Origin of the sequence: Novosphingobium sp. ERW19, assembly GCF_012641315.1 — a bacterium.
In the GTDB taxonomy this organism is placed as follows: Bacteria; Pseudomonadota; Alphaproteobacteria; order Sphingomonadales; family Sphingomonadaceae; genus Novosphingobium.
In genome coordinates this window covers 162,301-184,436 of sequence record NZ_JABAIC010000008.1, presented here as the reverse complement: position 1 = coordinate 184,436, position 22,136 = coordinate 162,301, and the positions used below count along the sequence as shown (strand labels likewise).

Sequence of the window (22,136 nt, the reverse complement as noted above, 5' to 3'; positions counted from 1 at the left end):
TCCAGGTTTGCCGTATGGGCTTTGCAGGTGCCCTGACAAATGAATGCGGGTGAAGCCTGCCGCCTCATTCGGGCAGACCTCAGGGAGAGACCCGAGACGCACGCTCAACCGGGACATTCTCGCACAATCGAGAGCGAGCCAGAATCACGCGCTACGTGCCCGCGTTCCGTGCCCGCGTTCCGTGCCCGCGTTCCGTGCCCCCAAGGCCCTGCTTCGAAGGCCCACCGAGGTAAATTGGCGCAGTTCGAGCCGGATGCGACACGGCCTTCGGCCCGGACGCTTCTGCTGTCTCGCGCAATCGCTGCGAGAACACGGCAGCCATCCCGTCAATGGGGCCCGACAGGCAAGTCGCTCGCGTAGCGTGTCAGGGCTGTGCCGCTTCAGCCTTCGCGGGCTTGCGGCCACGCCTGGCCATCGGATTGACGAGCTTGGTGCCGGGCTTGCGCCCCAGCCCAATTGCCTTGGCGAGTTCCCGGCGCTTTTCGGCATAGGCAGGGGCCACCATCGGATAGTCGGCAGGCAGGTTCCAGCGCGCACGATATTGTTCGGGTGTCATGTTGTAACGGTTCGCCAGATGGCGCTTGAGCATCTTCATCTTCTTGCCGTCTTCAAGGCAGACGATGTAGTCGTGCTTGACGGATGCCCGAACCGAAACTGCAGGCTCCGGAAGGGATTCGGGTACCTGCGCAGGCTTGTCGAGACCTGCAAGAGCGTTGTAGACATTGGCGATGAGCGCAGGGAGGTCGCCCACTGCGACGGCGTTGTTGCTCACGTGAGCGGAGACAATATCCGACGTCAGTGTGACAAGCGTTTCGCGATCGGCAAGGTCATCTTGCATTTCAGTCAGCTCCCATGGTGGATTGCACTTTCGAATAATTCGTGAACTTCTAGCGCACGCTGACTTGCACGACCAGTCTTTCCTTATCCTTCACGATGGTCGGCAGTGCATTTATTCAAAAAACTGGAAACGCAATGTTAGTAAGTCGTTCGACAACGCGCGAGCGTAAGCATGTCCACGATATGATCTTGTCTTCAGGATACCGAGAAACTCAATAAAGTTCCGAAATTGCTCCCGCTCATGCAAGACCCTGGAAATCATCGTACCCCACCACAACCATATCGGGGGATCGAGATTGGCATCTGTGCCTAATTGCTTGCGGATTTGCCCAGGACCGAGTTGCGTGGCAGATGAGGCCCTGATCCATCAAGTGGATGGCTCCATCTCCCTTTTTCATAGCCGGTGCGAAGCAGCTTGGAGCAGGCCTTTGCCTGCGTATGGTGCGCCAACTGCGCGGATGTCAGCGCCGATTCCCGCATTCGAGGCGCTGGTTGGCTAACCGTACAAGACATCACCCCGCTCCCAGGTCCCGCCAGCGACGACCCGATTTGGCAAGAACGGCGGCAAGGGGCGCCAGTTCATTGTCATCAAGAGTGTGAAGAGCAAACGGCGGCCGCAGGGCGCCTGTCTGCAAGATTTCGCCCAGATCCCCGTAGTCGGGCTGGATGCAGGGACCTGGTCGGATGCCGGACGCCTGGCCTGGCCGTTGATCCCGACCGTTCAAGTGAGCAAGCGCACATTTCTGTGATCCTGGTGCGATTTTCCTGCAAGCATCGTTCGTGTCCCACGCCATCGCGACTTTTGTTGCATTGCGGCAACACCTTGTTTTTTCGCGATATCGCATGTCCTACTTTGCGGTTGCCCCCGACGGTCAATCCTCCGATTGCGCGCCGCCGCGGTCTCGCAGGAAACGCAATGAGAACCGCGATATGGCAAAAATGAGGAACATGATGAAGAAGATCTCGATCGCGCTCGCAGCCGTTGTTGCAGCTTGCGCCACGCCTGCATTTGCCGAGGCTCCCTCGGGCGTCCGCACCGAAGTGCTTGTTGGCTGGGATCGCGTCTCGCTCGACCTGAATGACTTTGGCCTCGGAACGTACAGCGAAGACGGTGTCGGTTTCGGTCTGGCTCTTGGCTATGACATTCCAACCACTGGCAACGTCGCCTTTGGCATCGATGCTGAAGTCTCGGATTCGTCGACCAGGTACGTTTATGACGATGGTGTCGATCGCGCGGTGATTTCGACCGGCCGTGACCTCTACGTCGGCGCTCGCGTGACCGCTGCGGTCAACCCGAAGCTGAATCTCTATGGCAAGGTTGGCTATACCAACGCCCGCATCAAGGGTGAGCTCAACGGCTTCAAGGATGGCGAGAACGGTGATGGCGTGCGCCTTGGCCTGGGCGCTCAGCTCGGCCTCGGCGGCAACAGCTACGGCCTCGTCGAATACCGCTACTCGAACTACGAATCGAGCTTCTCGCGCAACCAGGTGCTCGCAGGCGTCGGCCTGCGCTTCTGATCACTCCTGAGTGAACAGACTGGGGAAGGGCAGCGGCGCTGCCCTTCCCTTTTTTCCGCGGGTGCTCCAAGCCCGTTCTGGAGATATCCGGCAAGCCACGAGGCTTCTGCCGTGCGGTGGGCAGATTGCGGGATTGAAACCATGGGCAACAAGGCAATTGCCCTTGCCGGGTTTTGCCAGAAGCTTGCCTTTGGCATGACCGCCATCAGCCAGCGAAGGGTGGCGACCGGCTATGGCAGTCAGAACCCGCGGTCGTCCGGCATCGGTCAAAACGATTGGCAGAGCCAAGGTCAGCGTGGTGCACACCGCGTCCGGACGCGGACCGCCGCTATGGTTTGATTCCGGAAGTCTGCAGCCAGGCCATGCCGATCATCGACCCGGGGCTTGTCTCATTCTGAGGGACCGATAGCACTCCGCCTGGAGGCGAGTTCGGTTCCCAGGCGTCCACCTAGCCACAGCACAAGTTTATGGTTGCTGCAATGTTAACGCGATCTTAGGGGTACTTGCCTAGATCGCTTCGCAGGAGGGCATTGCGGCTCTGCCGAACGCACCAGCGCTGCGGTTCTGCCGAATGCCTTCCGATAGTCTCTTTTGCACCTGCCGCATGATGGCCGGTCATGTCGCAAAAGGTGGTGCGGAAAGCGTCGATCCACACTCGGACCGGTTCCGCTCTGGCAGCCAGAGCTGGAAGGCGGTCAACGCGATCATGGCTCGCAGAGCCGAGCATCTCCAGCGTCCTTCATCGGCGCGCTATCCCATCGCAAGACAATGGCAGCCCGAGCAGGATCCTCGATCGGCGTGCTGCCTCTGCCTCTGCCTCTGCCTCTGCCCTCTGATCCTGGAGTGTGAAGGGCATTGTTCCGGCAAAGGGCAATATTCACAGCCGATGCCGCTTCTTGCACGGCACAGACCCGCCTGCGCGCTTCGGGACAGCGCGGGCCAGATCATGCGATGGAGCAATGCAATGTGATCCAGCACACGGACTTGTCAGCCTGGGGTCGGTAACCGTCGGGTCAGGATCTGCCCGAGGTAAAAATGAGCTTCTGGAAGAGTTTAGCGGATTGCATTGCCCGCAGGGGCAGGGGCAGGGGCGAGAAGGCCGCACCAATTGATCCGGCTCTGCAACGGCGATTGCACAGGGTGCGGCAAGGCCTCCCGCAACCTGACCGTGGTCAAGGAATTGCAAAAGAGCCCTTTGCACAATCAAGGCGGCCGGTCACACAAGCGCCCGGGCTGCTCAGGAAAAAGGCCATTGTCGAAGCCTTGCCCGTCGCCGGAATTGTCAGGCACCCACCTGTCGCTCTTCTCGGCGCTGCCGAGTGCCAGGAAGGTATCGAACGCTGCCCGCCGCAGGCAGAGGTGCTCGTGAAGACTGATCCGGGTTGTGCGGGCGCTTTCATCGTTACGTTGCAAGATGGCACCCTGATCGGCAGGATCGGCGCAAGGAGTACACTTGCCAGGGCTATTGCCGACGCTGACGCCGTGCTCGGTGCCAGGATCACCAGTATTGGCGCAGAAGACGGCAAGGGACAACTGCTGGCGCCTCGCATTACAGTGGTCACCGGTCCAGGCGATGCCCGGCCGGACATGGCCTGGCTCGAGAATCACGATGTCCATTCCGTCGAGTTGTCAGGGGAGCAGCACTTCCAGAAGGCAATCCGCAAGCTTGCTCTGGGCGAAGGTGTCACGCTCACGTCGGTGACGGCGCGTGATCACGGCGAATGTGCCATCGTTGCCGTGAACAGGCGCGGTGAACCGCTCGGCTACCTGCCAGCCGACTTCAAGCCTCTTGATGGGGTCAACAACCTGAACGAGGTCGAACGGGCAGAAGTCAAGACTGTCCGCATAGGCAGCGGTGGTTTGTGGACTGTTGTCCTTGCTTTGCACATCGGTACCCTCGGGCAGACATTGCGTGCTGCGAGAAGCCGGCCGAAGCGACAGGTGTGCCCATGCTGATCGGGCTGGACAGCGGCAGCGCAAATCACAGGGCCACGGACCTGACCAGCTGCCCGGCGCCTCCGGCTAAGCGACAGATGCTGGCGTAACGCGCTGCAGGCGCCGCCTGAAATCAGGGAGTTTGCGCCCTTACAGATTGGCTCGCAATCCTGGCGCGCCAGGTTGCCATGTTCGAAGCTGGCGGCTCACAGGTTCGGGGAATTCATACCAGCCTTGTTGCCGATCTGGGCATCGGCAGGCCTCCCCTTTGCATGCAGCACCCTTCTCTCAGGCGAGATGTTTCAAGCCAGCGCGTCCCGGTCGGATCTGCAGGCCACAGCGATCGGCCGGGGATTTGCCTGAGCACGACGCGGGGGAGGGGAGGGGGGAAGGAGCAGGCACGCCGCCTTGCCGGCTTCAGGCCTTTGCAGCAAACCCCGGAGAGAACCATGACCGCCACGCATGCTCGCGCCAGTGCCATTATGGGCGCTGCGCGCACCCTTGCCGACAGACTGCTTCTTGCAGCATCGATCAGCAGGGCCACGCTCACCGAGGCCATGACCAAAAGCGCAGGTGGCAGCGATTTCCAGGGCGCGTGGCAGCAGCGCGACAGTTTCGAGGCCCTGGAAGTCGCTCTTTCCCTGGCAATTCCCGAGCTTGTGGGCCCGATGGAAGTGGCAGCTGCAATCAGCGCGCTCGAGGCGATTGCCCAAGCCTTGCCAACGCAAACGGTGCGCAGCGAGGACCAGATCCAGTTCCAGCAGTTCTCGACGCCGCCGGCGCTGGCCTGTCTTGCCGTTCATCTGGCGCGGCTCTCCAGCGATGACATGGTGCTCGAACCGAGCGCAGGCACCGGGATCATCGCGGCACTTGCCAAGCGCGTAGCCGGGAACCTGGTCCTCAACGAACTCGAAGCCACCCGCGCCGACCTGCTCGAGGCCGTGTTTCCGGGCACGAAGGTCTACCGCCACGACGGTGCGAACCTCAACGCGCGGCTTTCCGGAACAGAACGGCCGAGCGTTGTTCTGATGAACCCGCCCTTCTCGGTGTCGCAATCGCGCGGGAAAGACAAGAGTACGGCCGCGAGGCACCTGCGCGCCGCACTTGATCATCTGCTGCCCGGTGGCCGGATCGTCGCGATCATGCCGGACTGGTTTTCGCCCACAGCGAGGAACGAGAAAACCTTTCGGCGCTCCCTCGAAGGCGCACGGGTTGTCCTGTCGCTCCGTCTGGACAAGGGCGGCTATGCCAAGCACGGCACCGGGATCGCCGTTCGCGTGCTGGTGATAGACAAGGTGCCGGGCGAGATCAGCGTGTCCACGATCAATCGCGGCCTGGTTAGCGAACTCTTCGCCGCGTTGCCAACCGTGCCACTGCGCGCGACGCTGCGCCACCCGACGCAGGCGGCAGCCCCCCGACCAAGGCTCAGCCTGTTCCGCTCGGTGAAGACAGGTCCAGCCCGGCCCGTGATCGTGCGAGCTCCCCAGACCAATCAGGTCCGCCCCGTCGACTATGAAGTGCTGGCCGAACCTGCGGCCATGGGCGAGCAGCGCGGGGTCTATGCCGATTATCGGCCCTCGCGCCTGGTGATCGCGGACGCTGGCGAACATCCGACCCACCTCGTCGAATCTGCCGCCATGGCCTCGATCGCCGCGCCGAAACCCTGCTACGTGCCCTCACTGCCCGAACGCACCGTGACGGCACGGCTTCTTTCTGCCGCCCAGTTAGAAACCGTGATCTACGCAGGCGAGGCCTGGAGCCGTGATCTCCATGGCCGCTTCAGCCATCCTGCCGGCGAAGTTGCGCTCAAGGAGGATCCTCAAGGCGCGCTCTACCGCACCGGGTTCTTCCTCGGCGATGGCACCGGGGCAGGGAAGGGGAGGCAGGCGGCGGCCTGCATTCTTGATCAGTGGCTCAAGGGCAATCGCCGACACATCTGGATCTCGAAGAATGCACCGCTGCTCGAAGACGCGCAGCGCGACTGGACCGCGATCGGCGGATTGCCATCCGACATTCTCGACCTTGCCCGCTGGAAGATCGGCGAGGAGATTACCGCGCCCGAAGGAATCCTGTTCGTACCCTATGGCACGCTGCGCAGCTCGCGCGTCGAAGATACCCGGCTCGACCAGGTCGTCCGCTGGGCAGGCGAAGACTTCGAAGGCGTGATCGTCTTCGACGAAGCTCACGAAATGGGTGGCGTTGCAGGCGGGGAAGGGGCACTAGGCCAGAAGCAGGGCTCGCTTCAGGGCATCGCCGGCGTGGTGCTCCAGAACACACTGCCGCGCGCCCGCGTGCTCTATGCCTCGGCAACCGGTGCTTCGGACGTCAACAACCTCGCCTATGCGGTCCGGCTTGGCCTGTGGGGGCCGGGCACGGCCTTTGCAACCCGCGAGCAGTTCATCAGCGAAATCCGCGACGGCGGGATTGCTGCAATGGAACTGGTGGCGCGCGACCTCAAGGCCTCCGGGCTCTACCTCGCGCGGGCGCTCAGCTTCGCAGGGGTAGAGTACGACATCCTGCGCCATGACCTGACCTCTGAGCAGATCGCGATCTACGACACCTATTGCGAGGCCTGGACGATCATTCACCAGAACCTTGAGGCCGCACTCGAACTCACCGGGATTGTCGACGGGCTTGAGAACAAGACCCTAAACAGCGGAGCCAAGGCGGCGGCCCGCAGCCATTTCGAGGGGACGAAGCAACGCTTCTTCGGACAGGTGCTGCTCTCGCTGAAGCTGCCATCGATCTACCCGGCGATCAACGAGCACCTGGGCGAGGGCGACAGCGTGGTGGTCCAACTGGTCAGTACCGCGGAATCAATCCTCAACAGGCGCCTCGATGAACTGGAACCGGCTGAGCGCGAGGCGCTCGATATCGCCTATGACTGCAAAGAATACGTCGTCGACTATCTGACCCGTGCTTTCCCGACCCGGCAGATGGAGGAATACAAGGACGAGCTTGGCGATGTGCGCTCACGTCCGATGTGGGATGAGGCAGGCAATCCGGTTCACAACCCGCAAGCCGAGGCCGCGCGCGCCGACCTGATCGAGCATATCTGCGCGATGCCGCCGATCCCGACCGCACTCGATGCCCTGCTGGAGCACTACGGCGTGACTGCGGTTGCGGAGGTCACCGGGCGCAGCAAGCGCCTCGTCCGTGACGGATCGGGACAGCAGCGCCTCGAGAGCCGTTCGCCCCGGACCAACCTTGCCGAGACCAATGCGTTCATGACCGGGGCCAAGCGCATCCTCGTGTTCTCGGATGCGGGCGGCACGGGTCGCAGCTATCATGCCAGCCTTGATGCCATGAACCAGCAGCGCCGGGTCCATTTCCTGCTCGAGCCCGGATGGCGCGCGGATCGGGCGATCCAGGGGCTGGGACGCACCCACCGTACCCATCAGGCTTGCCCGCCGCTGTTCCGCCCTGTCACCACCGACTGCAAGGGCGAGGCCCGGTTCACCAGCACGATCGCGCGGCGCCTCGATGCCTTGGGCGCGCTGACCCGTGGCCAGCGCCAGACCGGCGGGCAGGGGATGTTCGATGCTTCCGACAACCTCGAGAGCATCTACGCCAAGCACGCGCTCCACGACTGGTACGGCCTGCTCGCCACGGCCAAGCTCAAGAGTACGACATTGTCGGAGTTCCAGCGTATGAGCGGGCTCGAGCTCACTGACCAGGACGGGGTGCTGCGCGAGGACCTGCCGCCGATCCAGCGCTGGCTCAACCGCATCCTCGCCATGAAGATCGCCGTCCAGAACGCCATCTTCGACGAGTTCCTGACTTTGCACGAAACCCGCGTCTCCGCCGCCAAGGAAGCCGGGACCTTCGACATCGGGGTCGAGACCGTGGCGGTCGAGGCCTGCGAGGTGCTGTCCGACACGGTGATCCGCACCGATCCTGTCACCGGAGCGACCTCGCACCTGCTTGAACTGTCGCTGACCCAGCGGCGCAAGGTCCTATCGCTCGAGCGCATTCTCAAAAGGGCATCCTATGAGGAACAGCCGCTGTTCCTGCGCAATGACAAGTCGGGCAAGGTCGCGCTCGCGGTTCCGGCACCCTCGCACATGGACGGGGAGGGCCACACGATCCGCCGCTACGAACTCGTGCGGCCGCTGCGCAGCGAGTACCTCCGCGCTGACCGGCTCCACGAGTCCGCCTGGGAGCCCGTCAGCAAGGCCAGGTTCAGCGCGCTGTGGGAAGAGGAATACGCAGCCGACGAAAGCCAGCTTGTCACCGAGACCGTCTATCTCGCAACGGGGCTGCTGCTGCCGATCTGGGGCGCGCTTCCCAAGGAAGACCTCACGGTCAACCGCATCGTCGACAAGTCCGGCGCCTCCTGGCTCGGCCGCCATGTCCACGACCTCTACGTCGATGCGACCCTTGAGAAGCTCGGGGTTGCTCGCAAGGCGCAGACTGATCCCGCCAGGATCGCCGCCGCCATTCTTGGCGGGGGCACATGGAAGGCGCCGCATCCCTTGGGTTTCACGATCCGCACAGCCCGCGTGAACCGTTCCCGAAGGATCGAGATCGTCGAGGCCGAAGCCGCGCGTATTCCCGAACTCAAGGCCAAGGGCTGTTTCACCGAGATCATCGCCTACAAGACGCGGGTATTCGTGCCGGTGGACAAGGCCGACCAAATCCTTGCAAGCCTGATTGGATAAGCAAGTTTCAAGGAGCTTGCGGACTGGAACGGATATGACAGACTTAGTCTGTATGACTTGGTCAAGGTACCTGGAAATGGAAACCGTCAGCGCTCGCGAGGCAAAGACGCATTTGTCGCGCTTGCTCGAGCGCGTGTTGCGCGGGAATGCGGTCATGATCGCCAGGGCGGGCAAGCCGATAGCGAAATTGGTGCCTATCGATGCTTCCGCACCGTCCAGGATCAAGCGCCTGGGTTTCCTCAAGGGAGAAATGCGCGTGTCGGAAGATTTTGACCGGATGGGCGAAGGTGAAACTGAAGCTCTGTTTGAAGCCTGAGAGATGAAATTTCTCCTGGATACACATGTGCTCCTCGGGGCGGCGGGCTTTCCGGAACGATTGACGCCTGCCGCCCGGCAATTGCTCAATGATGAGCAATGAACTGGTCTTCAGCGCTGCCGGCCTTTGGGAAATCACGATCAAGAGCGGGCTCGGGCGGGATGACTTCGCAGTCGATGCGCGCGTGTTGCGCCGGGTGTTTATTGACAACGGTTACGTTGAGCTTGCCATTTCAAGCGAACATGCCGTTGCAATTTCCCAATTGCCCGCGATTCACAAAGACCCCTTCGACAGAATGCTGATCACTCAGTCGATCGTCGGGGACATGACCTTGATCACATCAGACGAAACGGTCTGCCGGTACTCTGAACCTATCGGAAGGGTCTGAACGTTCCGCTCGGCTCGAAGCACAGCCGGTCTGCACCGGCCACAGTCAGTTTATCCTCCTTCAAGCGCAACTCGCTGCGTTCCATTCCCGGGCGCACCATTGTCTGGGGCCTGTTTATCGCGCGTTGACGTACGGGCGTATCATTCAACTGATCTGTCGTGCAGGTTTGGAGTTATAACGGCATGGCATAGTCAGATGGTTGACGCGTACGGCGATTTACCGTACAAAGATCACTCAAAGGAGATCGGTATGTTCGCCCTGGAAACAGTGACCCCAACCCCCGGCAAGATGGAAGCTCGCAAGGAAGTGCGCATGCACCGTGCCGACGAAGAGCGGATCAGGGCTGCCGCTGCGGCTACTGGCCTGCAGGAAGCGGACTTTATTCGTCAGGCTGCGCTACTGCGTGCACAGGAAGTCGAGCAGCGTATGACCTTGTCGATCTTGCCTGTCGAGGCTTTCGAGGCTTTCAAGCTCGCCGTGGCTGCTCCAGGAAAGAAGATGTCTGGACTGGCGAAGGCAGCAGAGGCAACAAAGGGCCTGCTCACGGATGCCGGCTGAGCAAGGCCCATCTTTGCCCCCTCTGACGATAAGGAAGTTCGAGAAGGCGCTGCATGACCGCAGCGCCTTCTCCTGCGGTTTTACGCCGATCGACAATTTCCTCAAATCCTCCCTGTCCGAACACATCAAAGACGGTCTGGTCACAGCCTGGATCGCTGCGGCTGAAGGCGACAGAGCGGTCCTTGGGTTTTATACGCTCGGAGCAATGGCCGTTCGCGCAGAATTCGGACCGAAAAAGTGGCAGCGTGCACGAGTCCCGGATGTCCCGGTTATCTATATCCGTGCCGTTGCGGTCCGCGAGGATTTGCAAGGCAAACGACTGGGCACAGCGCTCGTCGTCGATGCGATGAAGCGCTGTCTTGGCATCGCCGACGAGATGGGCGCAGCCGCAATTGTTCTTGACGTTCTGGATGGTGGAAACTTCGAGCTCAGGTGGAAATTTTACGCTGATCTCGGTTTCTTGCCTCTGGGCGACCCGGATAACCCGCGACGGGTCTATATTCCCATGGCGGCCGTGAGATCGACATTGGGTTCTCCTCTGCTGTGACGTTCGGAAACATCACATTGGCACATTCGATGCCGTCGGGAGGGGGCATCCGCTCCATCAATTCTCAGCCGTACTCAACACCGGCGTGCCTTTCCGAATTTGCTGACCGCCGTCAGCGTACGCGATGACGGCTGGGCCCAGCGTGGGGGCATCGACCGCGTGCTGACGCTCGCTTGCGGACGAACTTGCAGCGTGGATGAGAAGGTTCGGTGCAATCATTGGCCGGATATCCTGCTCGAGCAATGGAGCGACGAAGAGCGCCGCTCGCCAGGGTGGGCCCAAAAGCCGTTTGCCTGCGATTTTATTGCCTACGCGTTTGCTCCCTCGCGAGGGTGCTACCTCCTGCCTGTCGCTCCGCTGCAACGCGCCTGGCGCATGCGAGGCAAGCAGTGGGTAACTTCGTACGGACAGCGAAGGGCGCGCAATCCAGGCTACGTTTCTGCGTCGGTGCCCGTACCGATCGAAGTGCTGATGCCGGCCATGGCCGAGGCGATGCTAATGCGGGGTGCAGTCTGAATCTTCGTGTGGGTGCTAATGTGGGGTCTGGCGGTATTAGTGGACAGCTAAATACTTGACACTAATAGATTTAATCAATCTTTGGCTGTTTCACCGATATCATCGCCTACCAGACCCGCGTGTTCGTGCCGATGGACGGAGCAAGCGAGATTCTTGGGAGGATCATCGCTTAGTCGTTGGCCTGCGTCACTGCAGGTCAGATGGATTCGGCGTGGCCGCTCAGGATCGACGCGGTGACGGACAGGCCATGTGCCTCCAGGGAGCGCAGGTAGTCCTCAGCGGACATTTCCGGCCGCTTCAACCGAATGCGCAGAGTGCGGATTGCTGCAACCGCCTTGCCCTCATCGAGCGCGATGGTGTCTGCGATGAACTCGTCTGCCGTCCGCGCTTCGATATTGAGCGGAACGAGAATTGCGACCGGGAAATCGCTGATGTTTTCAGTCACGACAGCCTGGGCTTGTGTCTGGACTGCGGCGGCCAGGAGATGTTCGTCATTGCGTCGGGAAGTCCGAACGTCAGGGCCGTGACCGAAGCGTGCGCCTCGACCAGGGCTTCGGGGAAGGCCCGGTGCATGGCTTCAACCGATCGAGCAGCCCTCGCGGACGCGTCCTCGAACCCCGCGCTCGGCGAAGATCTTGTCCAAGGCCGCGCCAGTCTCATCAAGAATGCGCTGCGACCAGCGTGCACGGAAGAATTCCGCCTCGGCGAGAGTGAGCAGCAGATCACGACGCGGTGCGCTGACCAATGTGCAGGCATCGACCAGAGCGGTGTAGCGATTGGCGAACATGGCAGTGTCAGATCAATACAGGTCCGCGCCCTCCGCAATCAGGTCGTCCATCGCCTTAGAACGGATCTTGTCGCGCGCTGCCTTGTACGCGAACACGTCCTCGGCCTTGAGCCGCCGATGCCGTCCTACCATGCTGTGCGGGATGTCACCCTTTTCGATCAACCGGATCAGGTATGGACGGGACATGTTGAGCAGATCTGCTGCCTGCTGCGTCGTCAGCATCTGCTGGATCGGCACGAGCGTGACGGCATCCCCGCTCCCGATGTGACGCAGCAACTCGAGGAACAGGTCCGACATCGCCGGTGTCAGCGAGATTTCTACCGGCTTCCTGGTCTTGGGATCCGGAACGCGCAACTTGGCCTCGCCGGCCTTCTGCGAGGCAAGGATGCGCCGAAGCTGGTTGGCGATCTGGCGATCGTCGGCAGAGGGCAGCCTGTTGCCGAAGGGCAAGGCATTGGCTGGCAGTGTCATCGTTTCTCTCCGCTGATGGTGATATTCCCTGGCGGATATTCGCAATAAACGAAACCAGGTTGTGCAATCTGGGTTCCGCGGACGATCCGGGCCGTGAGGCATAAATCCAATATCTATGCCTCACGGCATCGAGCGAGCCACCTTGGGACGCGCAGTCTTTCCCGCCAAATCGGGCATTCCTGAAACCGGGAGGGGAGGGGGGCTGGAAGGGGTGAGCCGAAGGGCTTGGCCAAATCCGGCCTTCAGGAGCACCCCCATGAATGATATCGAATTGATCCCGCTCGGCAAGCTGCGCTTGTCCGAAGCCAACGTCCGCAGACAGGACAGCAACCTGTTCATCGAGGAACTGGCGGCCAATATCGAGGCCAAGGGCCTCCTTCAGAACCTGATCGTCGTGCCCGCCAAGAAGCGAGGTCTTTTCGACGTGACCGCGGGCGGCCGCCGCCTGCGCGCGCTCAATTTCCTCCTCGACGCAGGCAAGCTTGCCAAGGATCATCCCGTCGCCTGCCGGGTGCTCGACATCGATGCCGCCGAGCAGTCCGAACTCTCGCTGATCGAGAATGTCATCCGCCTCGACATGACGCCGACCGACGAGATCCGTGCGTACAAGCACTTCGTAGGCGAAGGCGCGGACCTCGACGCGATCGCCAAGCGGTTCGGCCGCACCTGCCGGTTCATCGAAGGCCGCCTGCGGCTCGCCGACCTCGCCGATCCGATCTTTGCCGCGCTCGAGGAAGGCAAGATCACCCTCGATGTCGCCAAAGCCTATGCGACGACGCCCAACCATGACCGCCAGATGATGGTCTGGAACGAGCTGTCGAATTCCTGGCAGGGCAACAATCCGGACTCGATCCGCCGCATGGTCACGCACAGCGCGATCCGCTCGACATCGCCGATGGCGAGGCTCGCCAGTGAAGCCGAATACCTCGCCGCTGGAGGTAGGATCGAGCGCGATCTTTTCACCGAGGACGGCGGCGAGACCTGGATCGATGCCGAAATCGCCCAGCGCATCGCCGGCGAGAAGCTCCAGGCCTTTGCGGCCGAGGTCGCCCAAACTTCCGGCTATGCCTGGGTGCGCCCGATCCTTGAGACCCGGGTCACCTACAGCGCGACCGAAGACCTCCACCAGGTCCATCTCGAACCGGCGCCGCTGACCGACGAGGAACAGGTCGAGGCCGACAAGCTGCTCGAGACGATCTCGGCACTGGAAGCGACAAGCGAAACGCTCGACGAGGACGACGAGGCGGCCGCCGCCGAGTTCCAGACCCGTTGGGATGCCGCGAGCAGCGCTTACGATGCGCTCCACGACAAGCCCCCGGTGATCCCCGAGGAAATGAAGGCCAACGTCGGTTGCTTCGTGATCATCGGCGCCGACGGCCAGCCTATGGTCGCCAGCGGCCTCTACAGCGACAAGCCACTTGAACGCCGCAAGGCCCGAGAGTCCGACGCGGGCGAGGGCGCCAGTGGGACTGCAGGGGAGGGCGGTAACTCATCGTCTGCCCCCAAGCCGCTCTCGCAGAAGCTGGTCGAGGAACTTGCCGTCCAGCGCCGCGACATCCTCGCGATCAACCTCGCCTCGAACCCGGCAATCGCGCTCGATTACCTGATCTTCGCCATCGCCGACTCCCGCGCGCTCTACAGTGCGCAGGCGCTGGGCACGACGCTCCGTGCGCCGTCGCCCTCGCTCACCCTCGCCAATTATCCCGAGAGCCCGTCTCATACGCTGATGGCCGACATGCGCGAGTCGCTCGACCTGTCCTGGACCGAGCACCGGCGTACTGTCGACAGGTTTTCGGCGTTCAGCGCGCTCGACGACGATGCCAAGGCAAGCTGGCTTGCCTGGTGCATGGCGAAGACGTTGGAGGCCAGCATGGGCATCGACAGGAAGGCAGGGCAGTCCGGACCCGAGCCGATCGACCTCCACGATCATCTCGCCGCCCTGATGGGGATCAACGTCGCCAGCCACTGGCGGCCGACCTCGGCCAACTACTTCGACCGGGTAGCCAAGCAGACCCTGCTCGGCCATGTCAGCGAAGTCGGCGGGCCGGCCATGGCTGCAAGCTTCATGGCCTCGAAGAAGAGCGACCTCTCGGCTTCCTGCGAAAAGCTGTTCGCCGGCGAATCCATTGTTGCCCCCGAGATCAGGGAAGCCGCACTCGCCTGGGTGCCCGAAGCCATGCGCTTCCGGGTGCTCGCCGCGAGCGCGCCTTGTGAGGAGGCACCGGTCGAGCACGAACCTGCCCAAGAGGAGGACGTCGCCGCCGGCGAGACCGTCGACGCCTGAAGCAGCCTTGCCGGCACGCTGCCCAGCGCCCACTGTCGCTCTAGGGCAGCGTGCCGGTCCCTCCAGGACACGACCAGATGACTTTGAACATCAGGCCAGGTGTGCGGGTCTCGCCTGAGGCGACCTCCAGGGGTACCTTGTATGCTGGGTCTGCAACCTCGCACTGCCAGGACGGGGCCGAAGTGTGGGCAGGGGCGTGGCAGTCTTCGCGCCAAGACACGGAGCTGGCGGTGGCTGGAGCAGCGGTCCAGTACGAATCCAGCGATCTATCTGCGGTCTGACGAGATACATCACTTGCGATCACGAAATATCCGACAGTCACGCATGGCTTCATGCCGACGAAATCGCAAGTGTTGCTGCAAGGCCGCGGCGAGCTTCAGCCCTTGTGCATGCCAACCTCGTAAACGCTTGCAGGCGCGACCGAGCTGCAAGCTGTCTTTCCTTGACGCACATCGCTTCCAGCCACACGTCGGCTTGAATGCCGCAAGAAATGACGCTATATAGCGTCATAATTTCCGGAGCATTGCAATGGCGATACAGAACTACGCTGACAACGGTGCGTTCGCTCCGCGCAAGATCGTCGATGTGCTGCGCACCACCAGCGACGAACTGGCACGCTCGCTGGGCCTCGGCAAGGACGCGATCCAGCGCAAGGACCGGATCGCGTCGACACGCACCCAGCGCCGCCTTCGCCAGATGGTCGAAGTGCTCAACAAGGTCGAGCCGCGCTTCGGGTCCGCGCTGCTGGCCTATGCCTGGTACCGCTCCGAGCCGCTGCCGGGCTTCTCGGGCCAGACCGCAATGCAGCTCGTGCAGAACAACCGGGCCGATGACGTGCTGGCTTATATCGACGCTGTCGACGCCGGCATTCACGCCTAGCCTCATGCACTTCACCGGGCTGCTCTACCGCGCCCACAATCCGGTCTGGTCCCGCGAACCGCTCTCGGGGGAAGGGGCTGCCCGGTTTGGCGGACGGTTCAATCGCATGAGGCGCGCGGCGCTCTATACTTCGCTTGCGCCTGAGACGGCACTGCGCGAGGCCAATCAGGTCGGCACGTTGCAGCCGACCACCCTGGTAGCCTATCGGGCCGATATCGGGCCTTTGCTGGATGGCCGCGATACAGCCGTACTCCAGCCCTTCGGCATGGCGCCGGCGGAGCTTGGCGACCCAAGCTGGCGGGACCGGATGCTCTCCGGAAAGCCCGTGCCCACGCAGGACCTCGCCGAGGCCGCGATTGCGCAAGGCTATGTCGGCATTGTCGTGCCGAGCTACGCCCGCGGCGCTCCCGCCGACGCTCTCAACCTCGTCCTGTGGGAGTGGGAGGGGCGCGTCACGCTCGTCGATGACGACGACCGGCTCGGTCTGCGCGCTCCGTGACTTCTGCCGCCGAGCCGAGATACCAAGAGGGCCCCTCGAGGCAGTCGGCCGAGCATGCTCGTACAGGTCCTTCGGGATCGCTCGCGGCTATGGGATCGACGGGCGGTCCGAGCTTATGGCCCGGGCGATGAATCTGTTCCCTGCATCGCGCAGTAAGGGACGCAGGACAACGAACAGCCATGCAAGGTCATCCAGTGCCTGGACGATGCCTTGCCTCGTCAGCGTGTCGAAGGCAGCCCTGAAAGGGCTCGCAAGCCGGCATTGGGGCTTTCGGAGCCTGATAGCATCGAACGTTTCCTTGGGACAGCTCGCACAGGGCCCGCCACAGCTCTCACTGGTGTGGCAGGCGAGGGAGGGAAAGCGGGTGTGGGGATGACGGGCTGAAAGAGGGGAGGAGAGTTCCCCTCTGCCCGCCGTGAAAGGTCCGCCATGTCCCGAACCTACCCTTCAACGCCGCGAGCCGACATCTATTCGCGCATCACCCAGGAAATTGTTTCTGCCATCGAGTCCGGCGCCGGCACTTGGCGCATGCCCTGGCATCATGATGGCGCAGCCACGACCCGACCGCAGAACGTTACCTCGCACCGCCGCTATCGCGGTGTCAACGTGCTGGCGCTCTGGATCGCCGCAAGAGCCAGGAGCTTCTCCAGCGGTCTTTGGGGGACCTATCGTCAATGGGCAGCTCTTGGTGCGCAAGTTCGCAAGGGAGAGCGCGGAACGACTGTCGTGCTCTGGAAGCAGGCGGCATCACCTGCCGGTAACGATCATGGCGACGACCAAGCCGGTCCTGCCTGCATGTTCGCCCGGGCCTTCACGGTTTTCAACCTCGCACAGGTCGAGGGATATGAGCCCCTCCCTGTCGCGGTCTTGCCCCAAAGCGAGCGGCTCGAACATGCCGAGGCGTTCGTGGCAGCCCTGAAGGTTCCGGTCACCGAAGGCGCTTACGATGCGCACTACCGGATCGATCTCGATCACATCTTCATGCCGCACTTCTCCTCTTTTCGGGATGCGTCGGCACACATGGCCACTCTTCTGCACGAGGCAGCCCACGCCACAGGAGCAAGGCACCGGCTCGACCGAAACTTCTCCGCAAGGTTCAAGCGCGACAGCCTGGCAATGGAGGAGATCTGTGCTGAACTGACCGCATCCTTCGTGCTTGCCGACCTCGGACTCGCGCACCATCCGCGCGCCGATCATGCTGCTTACGTGGCATCGTGGTTACGCGTGCTGAAAGACGATCCTCGCGCCATTTTCTCTGCTGCCAGCAAGGCGCAGGCTGCTGCAGACTGGATGCACGCCCAGCAGTCCCAGCCTGAGGAGATCGCTGCATGACCTGTGCTTTGGAGCTTTACGCGGGAAGTCACATGGCGCTGGCATGTCACGAATGTGGAAGCGCCCTGTCCGACAACCTCTGTGCCCAATAGCGCCTCCCCGATAAGCGCCACGACAACTGCGCCTGCGCCAACCAATGCTAATGCGGCCGGGCCGGGGATGAGCAACCACTCCTGCCTCGTCGTCGTCCTTGCCATGCCGACGTGTTTGCCCGCGCTTGTCGTCCGCGAGACCGAGTTTGCAAGAATCCGCGCCAACGGGCGATCGTTGAGGAGAACAGACCATGGGTTGGCTATTCATGTCACGCGATGGCATGGCTCCGTTCGCCACGCCGCAAGCCTATCTCGACAACCAGTGCACCTTTCCGCCCGACCCCGACAAGGGCCGGACGACAGGTCTGCGCGTCCTGAAGTCGACGGTTCGTTCAGGTGCCTACTACGCCGCGTGTCAGAGCTACGACGCAAATGGCCCGCGCGAGACTTTCGCGATCATCTGCCTTGTCAAATGGAAGCCCTGCGCGCGCAGCGGCGAGGCGTTCGGCTACAAGGATCTCACCGAAACGATGGGGCCGTACAGTTACGACTGCCCGGCCTCGATCCTCGACCTGCTCGGACCACCCGGCAATGAATATGCCGCGCAGTGGCGCGAACATTGTCGTCAGCGCCTTGCCTTGACCGCGCGCCGCAAGCCGGCGCCCGGCGACATGCTGGTTCTCGCCGAGCCGCTGACCTTCACCGACGGGCAGAGCGAGCGGAGCTTCCGCGTGGTCCAGTCGGGCCACAAGACGATCCTGTGCCGCGTCAGCGATGGAGTCGGGGTGAAAATCAGCAGGCTGATGAGCAGGGCCTGGACGATCGTGCCGCCGGCCATCGCCCCGTCTGCCGCCTGACCTGCCAGCAAGCGGGCGCCGCCATGACGAATCCCGCCCCGAGGCAACGCTTGTCCAGCCGCATCGCCACCCAGATCGCCGAGCTTGTCCAGAGGACCACACCGCCCGGACAGGACCGGGCACGCTGCAACCCTTCTGCGCGGTCCTGCTGCTGCCCGGTCACCGAATCGTAATTTCTTGAATTCTATCCGGGTTCTGCGAATGGATCCGGCAAAGGAATGACGATGCGCATCTGGACCGCTGCCCTTGTCCTGGTTGCAGCCTTGGCCTTTCCGGCACACGCTCAGGTTATAACGGGAAGTGCAACCGCAGCCGATGGCGATTCCCTTGTTGTCGCTGGCCAGAAGGTCCGCTTGTTCGGGATCGATGCGCCCGAACTTGCTCAGACATGCCAGCGCGATGGCGAGGCCTGGGCCTGCGGCCAAGCGGCCAAAGAGCAACTTTCCGCCCTGATTGCAGGTGCCCAGGTCCGTTGCACACGCTTGAGCACCGACAACTATGGCCGGGCTGTGTCTACCTGCACGGCCGGTTCTGAAGACCTGAACCGGGTTCTGGTCGAGAATGGCTGGGCTACAGCCTATCGCGAGTACAGTCTCGACTATGCCGATGCGGAGCTCCGGGCCAAACGCGACGGCCTTGGTATCTGGAGCAGCACCTTCCAGATGCCAGCCGATTTTCGCCATGCAGGCCAACCTCGAGATCGTGCCGCTACCGCACGAGCCTTCACGCCTCGCCCGTCACGCGTATCCGGTTGCGTGATCAAGGGAAATCGCAACAGGCGCGGACAGTGGATCTATCATCTGCCGGGGATGCCCTATTACGAAGCCACCCGCCCGGAGGAAATCTTCTGTAGCGAGGCGGAGGCGCAAGCGGCTGGATACAGGCGGGCCATCGTCCGGCCGTGAAATGCAGCGCACGCCCGAACCGTTCAACAGCCATGTTCTCCCGGCGATCGATGGGCCGGCCATTTCCGGCGATAAGGCACGCCCCGCAAAACCATTGCCGGGAAAGTCGACAGCACGCTTGCATGGACCATGAATGGCAAGCCTTGCTTTGCCAGCGGTCAGATCATTCTATTGCCGGTGCTCTATCGTTGCATTGCCGGTTGCTGGCATCCCTGTGTCACCGGATTGCCGTCAAGGTCGGCTTGGCGCAGCCAGATGCTCCGGGCCGGTTGTGCGGGTTTGGCGATCCTCGCCAACCTGACTTTCGCTTCGCGTCAGGGCCGGTGGTCGGTCGTTGGCGGGAATTGCGGGGCGACTGCCAATTCGCGCATTGCGCAGCAGCTCACCAAACGGCTCGAAACTGAACATAGGGGTTGATCCAGGACGACACACAAATATCGCCCGCAAGGTCTGGAAGGGAAGACCGGTCCTTCTCAGAGGAGCGAGAAAAGCTTGTCCATTGTGAAGGGTTTGCGCAGAAATTTCTCCCGATCGGACAACACCGCCGGCATTTCGGCATACCCTGTCATGTAGACTACGCGAGCTTCCGGATCGCCGTCGAGGGCATGACGGCCAAGCATCCAGCCATCGACTTTGCCAGGCATCCTCAAGTCCGTGACGATCACGTCGAACCTGTGATCCGAACCCAGCAGCGCCATGGCAGCATCACCGTTCGAGGCACTTTCGACCTTGTAACCGCCAAGTTCAAGCTCATCGACGAGGAGCTCGAGAAGCAAAGGCTCATCGTCAACAGCCAGCACTCGCTTCATCTGCCCCTCCAACACGTCGCGGAAAAGAAAGCTTCACGCTGGTTCCAGTTCCCGGCTCGGACTCGATCGTGACCTGCCCACCGCTTTGCACCACGAACCCGAACACCTGGCTCAAGCCCAGGCCCGTGCCAGAACCGACCGGCTTGGTCGTGAAGAACGGTTCGACCGCCCGTGAAATGGTCTCGCTATCCATCCCGACACCTTGATCTTTCACAAAGATAGCAACGGACCCACCTTCCATGGCAGTGGTGATCCGCAGAAGACCACCGTCCGGCATCGCGTCCCGGGCATTGAGCGCGAGGTTCAGGATCGCTGTGTCGAACTGGTTCTTGTCGATCTCGATATCCAGTGACTCAGGCCACAAGTCCGTCTCGACAGTCATTTTCTGGCTGGTCGTCTGTTCGATCAGCGGTACAAGATCGCAGACTGCCTGATTGACGTCGACCGGGACGATCATGAGAGGCTGCTTGCGGGCAAAGGCGAGCAACTGGCTGGTTAACCTTGCCGCCCGTTCGCTGGCTGCAAGGGCATTCTCGATGCTTCTTGCGGTCTTGTGCTCGTCATCACTTCCGCGCTTCAACCGCTCCAGGTTGCCGTTGATTATCGCCAAAAGATTATTGAAATCATGCGCGATCCCTGCAGTCAACTGGCCCACTGCCTGCATTTTCTGCGACTGCCGCAGCATCTCTTCCGCATGCTCGCGCTCGGCCATCTCGACATGCAATCGGTCAAGTGCGGATTGCAGCTGGCTCGGCGAGGGAACGGCAACCAGTTTCGGTAGCAGCGGCCACAGAACAATTGCTGTCACGATCGAGGCAATTGCGGTGATGACCTTGACGAGAGCTTCGATTCCGTAGGCTGGAACCCACAACACGAGAATGCTGATCAGGTGGGTTGTGCCGCAGGCCAGGATGAACAGGGCAAAAAGCCCCAGCAACCACCCGAACTCCAGGTCCGGACGACGCCTCAAGAACAACCAGAGCACAACCGGAATTGAGTAATATGCCGATGCAATGATCGCGTCGGCGATGACATGCGTCCAGACAAGACCCGGATCCCACAGCAGGCAAAAGCCATGGGGCGGCAAGCCCGTCTGCAGGAAAAAGCGCATCAACCTGTCGAGCATTTCCATTGATCGCTCCTAACAGGCCCCAGCATTGTCGCAAACGACATTGGAAGCAATCTGCCTGCTTGCGCGGTGTGGCTCAATCCTGTGCCGCTCGCGGAATTTCCCTGCGGACGAGATCTTGGCGATGGTTGAATGAACTGATGCGGTGGAAGCACCCTTCGTCCCGCATCGGATGATGCTCACTGCGCCGATCTGGCGCATCAAGGAGAGGCAGGTGGCACCAGCACACCTCCAGGCGATCGACCTGACGAAGCTGCAGCCGCTACTGTGCGAAGGCTTCCTGCATCGCCTGCGCTGTAAGCCCGCCCGAACAGCCATTCTAGGAGCCGCCATGCCCAATCATTTGGCCATGAGGTCCGCTTGATCAGCCACAAGCCTGTAGGGCAACGAGGAAATGGCGATAGGAAATCTGGTCTTGGACATTGTCGGAGAACCGTGCCCCAGTCAGAATGCCTGCCTACCTTCGGCAATGTTTAACAGCTCCGGAAAAACGAACGTAGCCGGCGCCCGGCCGCACGCAGGCAGGAGCTCCCGAAGCAGGCCGTTGCTGCGTAAGTCGCGGATGATTTTGCGCGCAGTTGCAGGCGGAATCTGCGCGGACTGAGGTGGTGCCGGAAGTCTGGACGGAATGCTAAGCTAATCCCGACCTGATGGTGGTAATCGACGAGACCTTCATGGAGTGCCCGTGGTATGGCAGCCGCCAGATAGTGCGGCATCTGCGGCGCAATGGTCGGGATATTGGTCGCCGTCGGGCGCGACGCCTGATGGCGAAGATGGGTCTGACGCCGATCTACCAGCGGCCACGCACCAGCGATCCGCAACCGCAACACCGGATCTATCCGTATCTACTGCGCAAGCTGGCGATCGACCGGTCAC

General features: G+C 61.9%; 20 protein-coding genes and 1 pseudogene. 15 read left to right on the top strand and 6 right to left on the bottom strand.

Annotated elements, in window-relative coordinates:
* Positions 1-364: 364 nt before the first annotated feature.
* Positions 365-838 carry a MucR family transcriptional regulator gene (locus HGI46_RS16030; RefSeq protein WP_168905055.1) on the bottom strand — a complete coding sequence of 158 codons (474 nt, stop codon included), beginning with the start codon at positions 836-838 and terminating at the stop codon, positions 365-367.
* Between the two features lie 950 nt (positions 839-1,788).
* Here HGI46_RS16030 and HGI46_RS16025 point away from each other — a divergent pair.
* The 8 genes from HGI46_RS16025 (at position 1,789) to HGI46_RS15990 (ending at position 10,760) form a co-directional block, all read left to right on the top strand.
* Positions 1,789-2,355, top strand: a complete 567-nt coding sequence (locus tag HGI46_RS16025) for an outer membrane beta-barrel protein (protein WP_168905054.1) — start codon at positions 1,789-1,791, stop codon at positions 2,353-2,355.
* 141 nt (positions 2,356-2,496) lie between these two features.
* Positions 2,497-2,694, top strand: a complete 198-nt coding sequence (locus HGI46_RS16020; RefSeq protein WP_118075553.1) for a hypothetical protein — start codon at positions 2,497-2,499, stop codon at positions 2,692-2,694.
* Between the two features lie 696 nt (positions 2,695-3,390).
* Positions 3,391-4,311: a hypothetical protein gene (locus HGI46_RS16015; protein WP_168905053.1), complete on the top strand. Its 921-nt coding sequence runs from the start codon at positions 3,391-3,393 to the stop codon at positions 4,309-4,311.
* Positions 4,312-4,739: 428 nt separating this feature from the next.
* A complete protein-coding gene (locus HGI46_RS16010) occupies positions 4,740-8,951 on the top strand; it encodes a strawberry notch-like NTP hydrolase domain-containing protein (RefSeq protein WP_168905052.1) in 4,212 nt (1,403 codons plus the stop codon).
* 76 nt (positions 8,952-9,027) lie between these two features.
* Positions 9,028-9,267, top strand: a complete 240-nt coding sequence (locus HGI46_RS16005; protein ID WP_118075588.1) for a type II toxin-antitoxin system prevent-host-death family antitoxin — start codon at positions 9,028-9,030, stop codon at positions 9,265-9,267.
* Positions 9,268-9,358: 91 nt separating this feature from the next.
* Positions 9,359-9,655 (top strand): type II toxin-antitoxin system VapC family toxin, encoded by a 297-nt coding sequence (locus HGI46_RS16000; protein ID WP_206065773.1) that lies wholly within the window; start codon positions 9,359-9,361, stop codon positions 9,653-9,655.
* 195 nt (positions 9,656-9,850) lie between these two features.
* Entirely contained in the window at positions 9,851-10,213 is a 363-nt protein-coding gene (locus HGI46_RS15995) for a DUF1778 domain-containing protein (protein ID WP_168905051.1), read from the top strand.
* The gene (locus HGI46_RS15990) at positions 10,203-10,760 is read left to right on the top strand and encodes a GNAT family N-acetyltransferase (RefSeq protein ID WP_118075594.1); all 558 of its coding nucleotides are present in this window, start codon (positions 10,203-10,205) and stop codon (positions 10,758-10,760) included. The genes HGI46_RS15995 and HGI46_RS15990 overlap by 11 nt, the downstream gene beginning before the upstream one ends.
* A gap of 712 nt (positions 10,761-11,472) precedes the next feature.
* Here HGI46_RS15990 and HGI46_RS22175 read toward each other — a convergent pair.
* From HGI46_RS22175 to HGI46_RS15980, 3 genes are all read right to left on the bottom strand, one after another.
* The gene (locus HGI46_RS22175; RefSeq protein ID WP_240345022.1) at positions 11,473-11,721 is read right to left on the bottom strand and encodes a hypothetical protein; all 249 of its coding nucleotides are present in this window, start codon (positions 11,719-11,721) and stop codon (positions 11,473-11,475) included.
* A 132-nt stretch (positions 11,722-11,853) separates the two neighbouring features.
* Positions 11,854-12,063 carry a hypothetical protein gene (locus tag HGI46_RS22170; protein ID WP_240946822.1) on the bottom strand — a complete coding sequence of 70 codons (210 nt, stop codon included), beginning with the start codon at positions 12,061-12,063 and terminating at the stop codon, positions 11,854-11,856.
* 12 nt (positions 12,064-12,075) lie between these two features.
* On the bottom strand, positions 12,076-12,534 hold the full coding sequence (locus HGI46_RS15980; RefSeq protein WP_168905050.1) for a helix-turn-helix domain-containing protein: 459 nt from the start codon (positions 12,532-12,534) through the stop codon (positions 12,076-12,078).
* Positions 12,535-12,790: 256 nt separating this feature from the next.
* On the opposite strand from HGI46_RS15980, the gene HGI46_RS15975 reads away from it, so the two are divergent.
* From HGI46_RS15975 to HGI46_RS15945, 6 genes are all read left to right on the top strand, one after another.
* On the top strand, positions 12,791-14,818 hold the full coding sequence (locus HGI46_RS15975) for a ParB/RepB/Spo0J family partition protein (RefSeq protein ID WP_168905049.1): 2,028 nt from the start codon (positions 12,791-12,793) through the stop codon (positions 14,816-14,818).
* Between the two features lie 528 nt (positions 14,819-15,346).
* Entirely contained in the window at positions 15,347-15,697 is a 351-nt protein-coding gene (locus HGI46_RS15970) for an antitoxin Xre/MbcA/ParS toxin-binding domain-containing protein (RefSeq protein WP_118075600.1), read from the top strand.
* Positions 15,698-15,701: 4 nt separating this feature from the next.
* Complete coding sequence (locus tag HGI46_RS15965) at positions 15,702-16,196, top strand: RES family NAD+ phosphorylase (protein ID WP_118075602.1); 495 nt, start codon at positions 15,702-15,704, stop codon at positions 16,194-16,196.
* 429 nt (positions 16,197-16,625) lie between these two features.
* Positions 16,626-17,528 carry a zincin-like metallopeptidase domain-containing protein gene (locus HGI46_RS15960; RefSeq protein ID WP_118075604.1) on the top strand — a complete coding sequence of 301 codons (903 nt, stop codon included), beginning with the start codon at positions 16,626-16,628 and terminating at the stop codon, positions 17,526-17,528.
* Between the two features lie 283 nt (positions 17,529-17,811).
* Positions 17,812-18,417, top strand: a complete 606-nt coding sequence (locus HGI46_RS22165) for a hypothetical protein (RefSeq protein ID WP_240345024.1) — start codon at positions 17,812-17,814, stop codon at positions 18,415-18,417.
* Between the two features lie 353 nt (positions 18,418-18,770).
* Positions 18,771-19,322: a thermonuclease family protein gene (locus HGI46_RS15945; protein WP_206065772.1), complete on the top strand. Its 552-nt coding sequence runs from the start codon at positions 18,771-18,773 to the stop codon at positions 19,320-19,322.
* Positions 19,323-19,795: 473 nt separating this feature from the next.
* On the opposite strand, the gene HGI46_RS15940 is transcribed toward HGI46_RS15945, so the two are convergent.
* The gene (locus HGI46_RS15940; protein ID WP_168905047.1) at positions 19,796-20,131 is read right to left on the bottom strand and encodes a response regulator; all 336 of its coding nucleotides are present in this window, start codon (positions 20,129-20,131) and stop codon (positions 19,796-19,798) included.
* Complete coding sequence (locus HGI46_RS15935; protein ID WP_206065771.1) at positions 20,109-21,263, bottom strand: ATP-binding protein; 1,155 nt, start codon at positions 21,261-21,263, stop codon at positions 20,109-20,111. Before HGI46_RS15935 ends, HGI46_RS15940 begins: the two co-directional genes overlap by 23 nt.
* 635 nt (positions 21,264-21,898) lie before the next feature.
* On the opposite strand from HGI46_RS15935, the pseudogene HGI46_RS15925 reads away from it, so the two are divergent.
* Positions 21,899-22,132 (top strand): annotated as a pseudogene (locus HGI46_RS15925) (IS3 family transposase); the annotation flags it as partial.
* Positions 22,133-22,136: the final 4 nt, after the last annotated feature.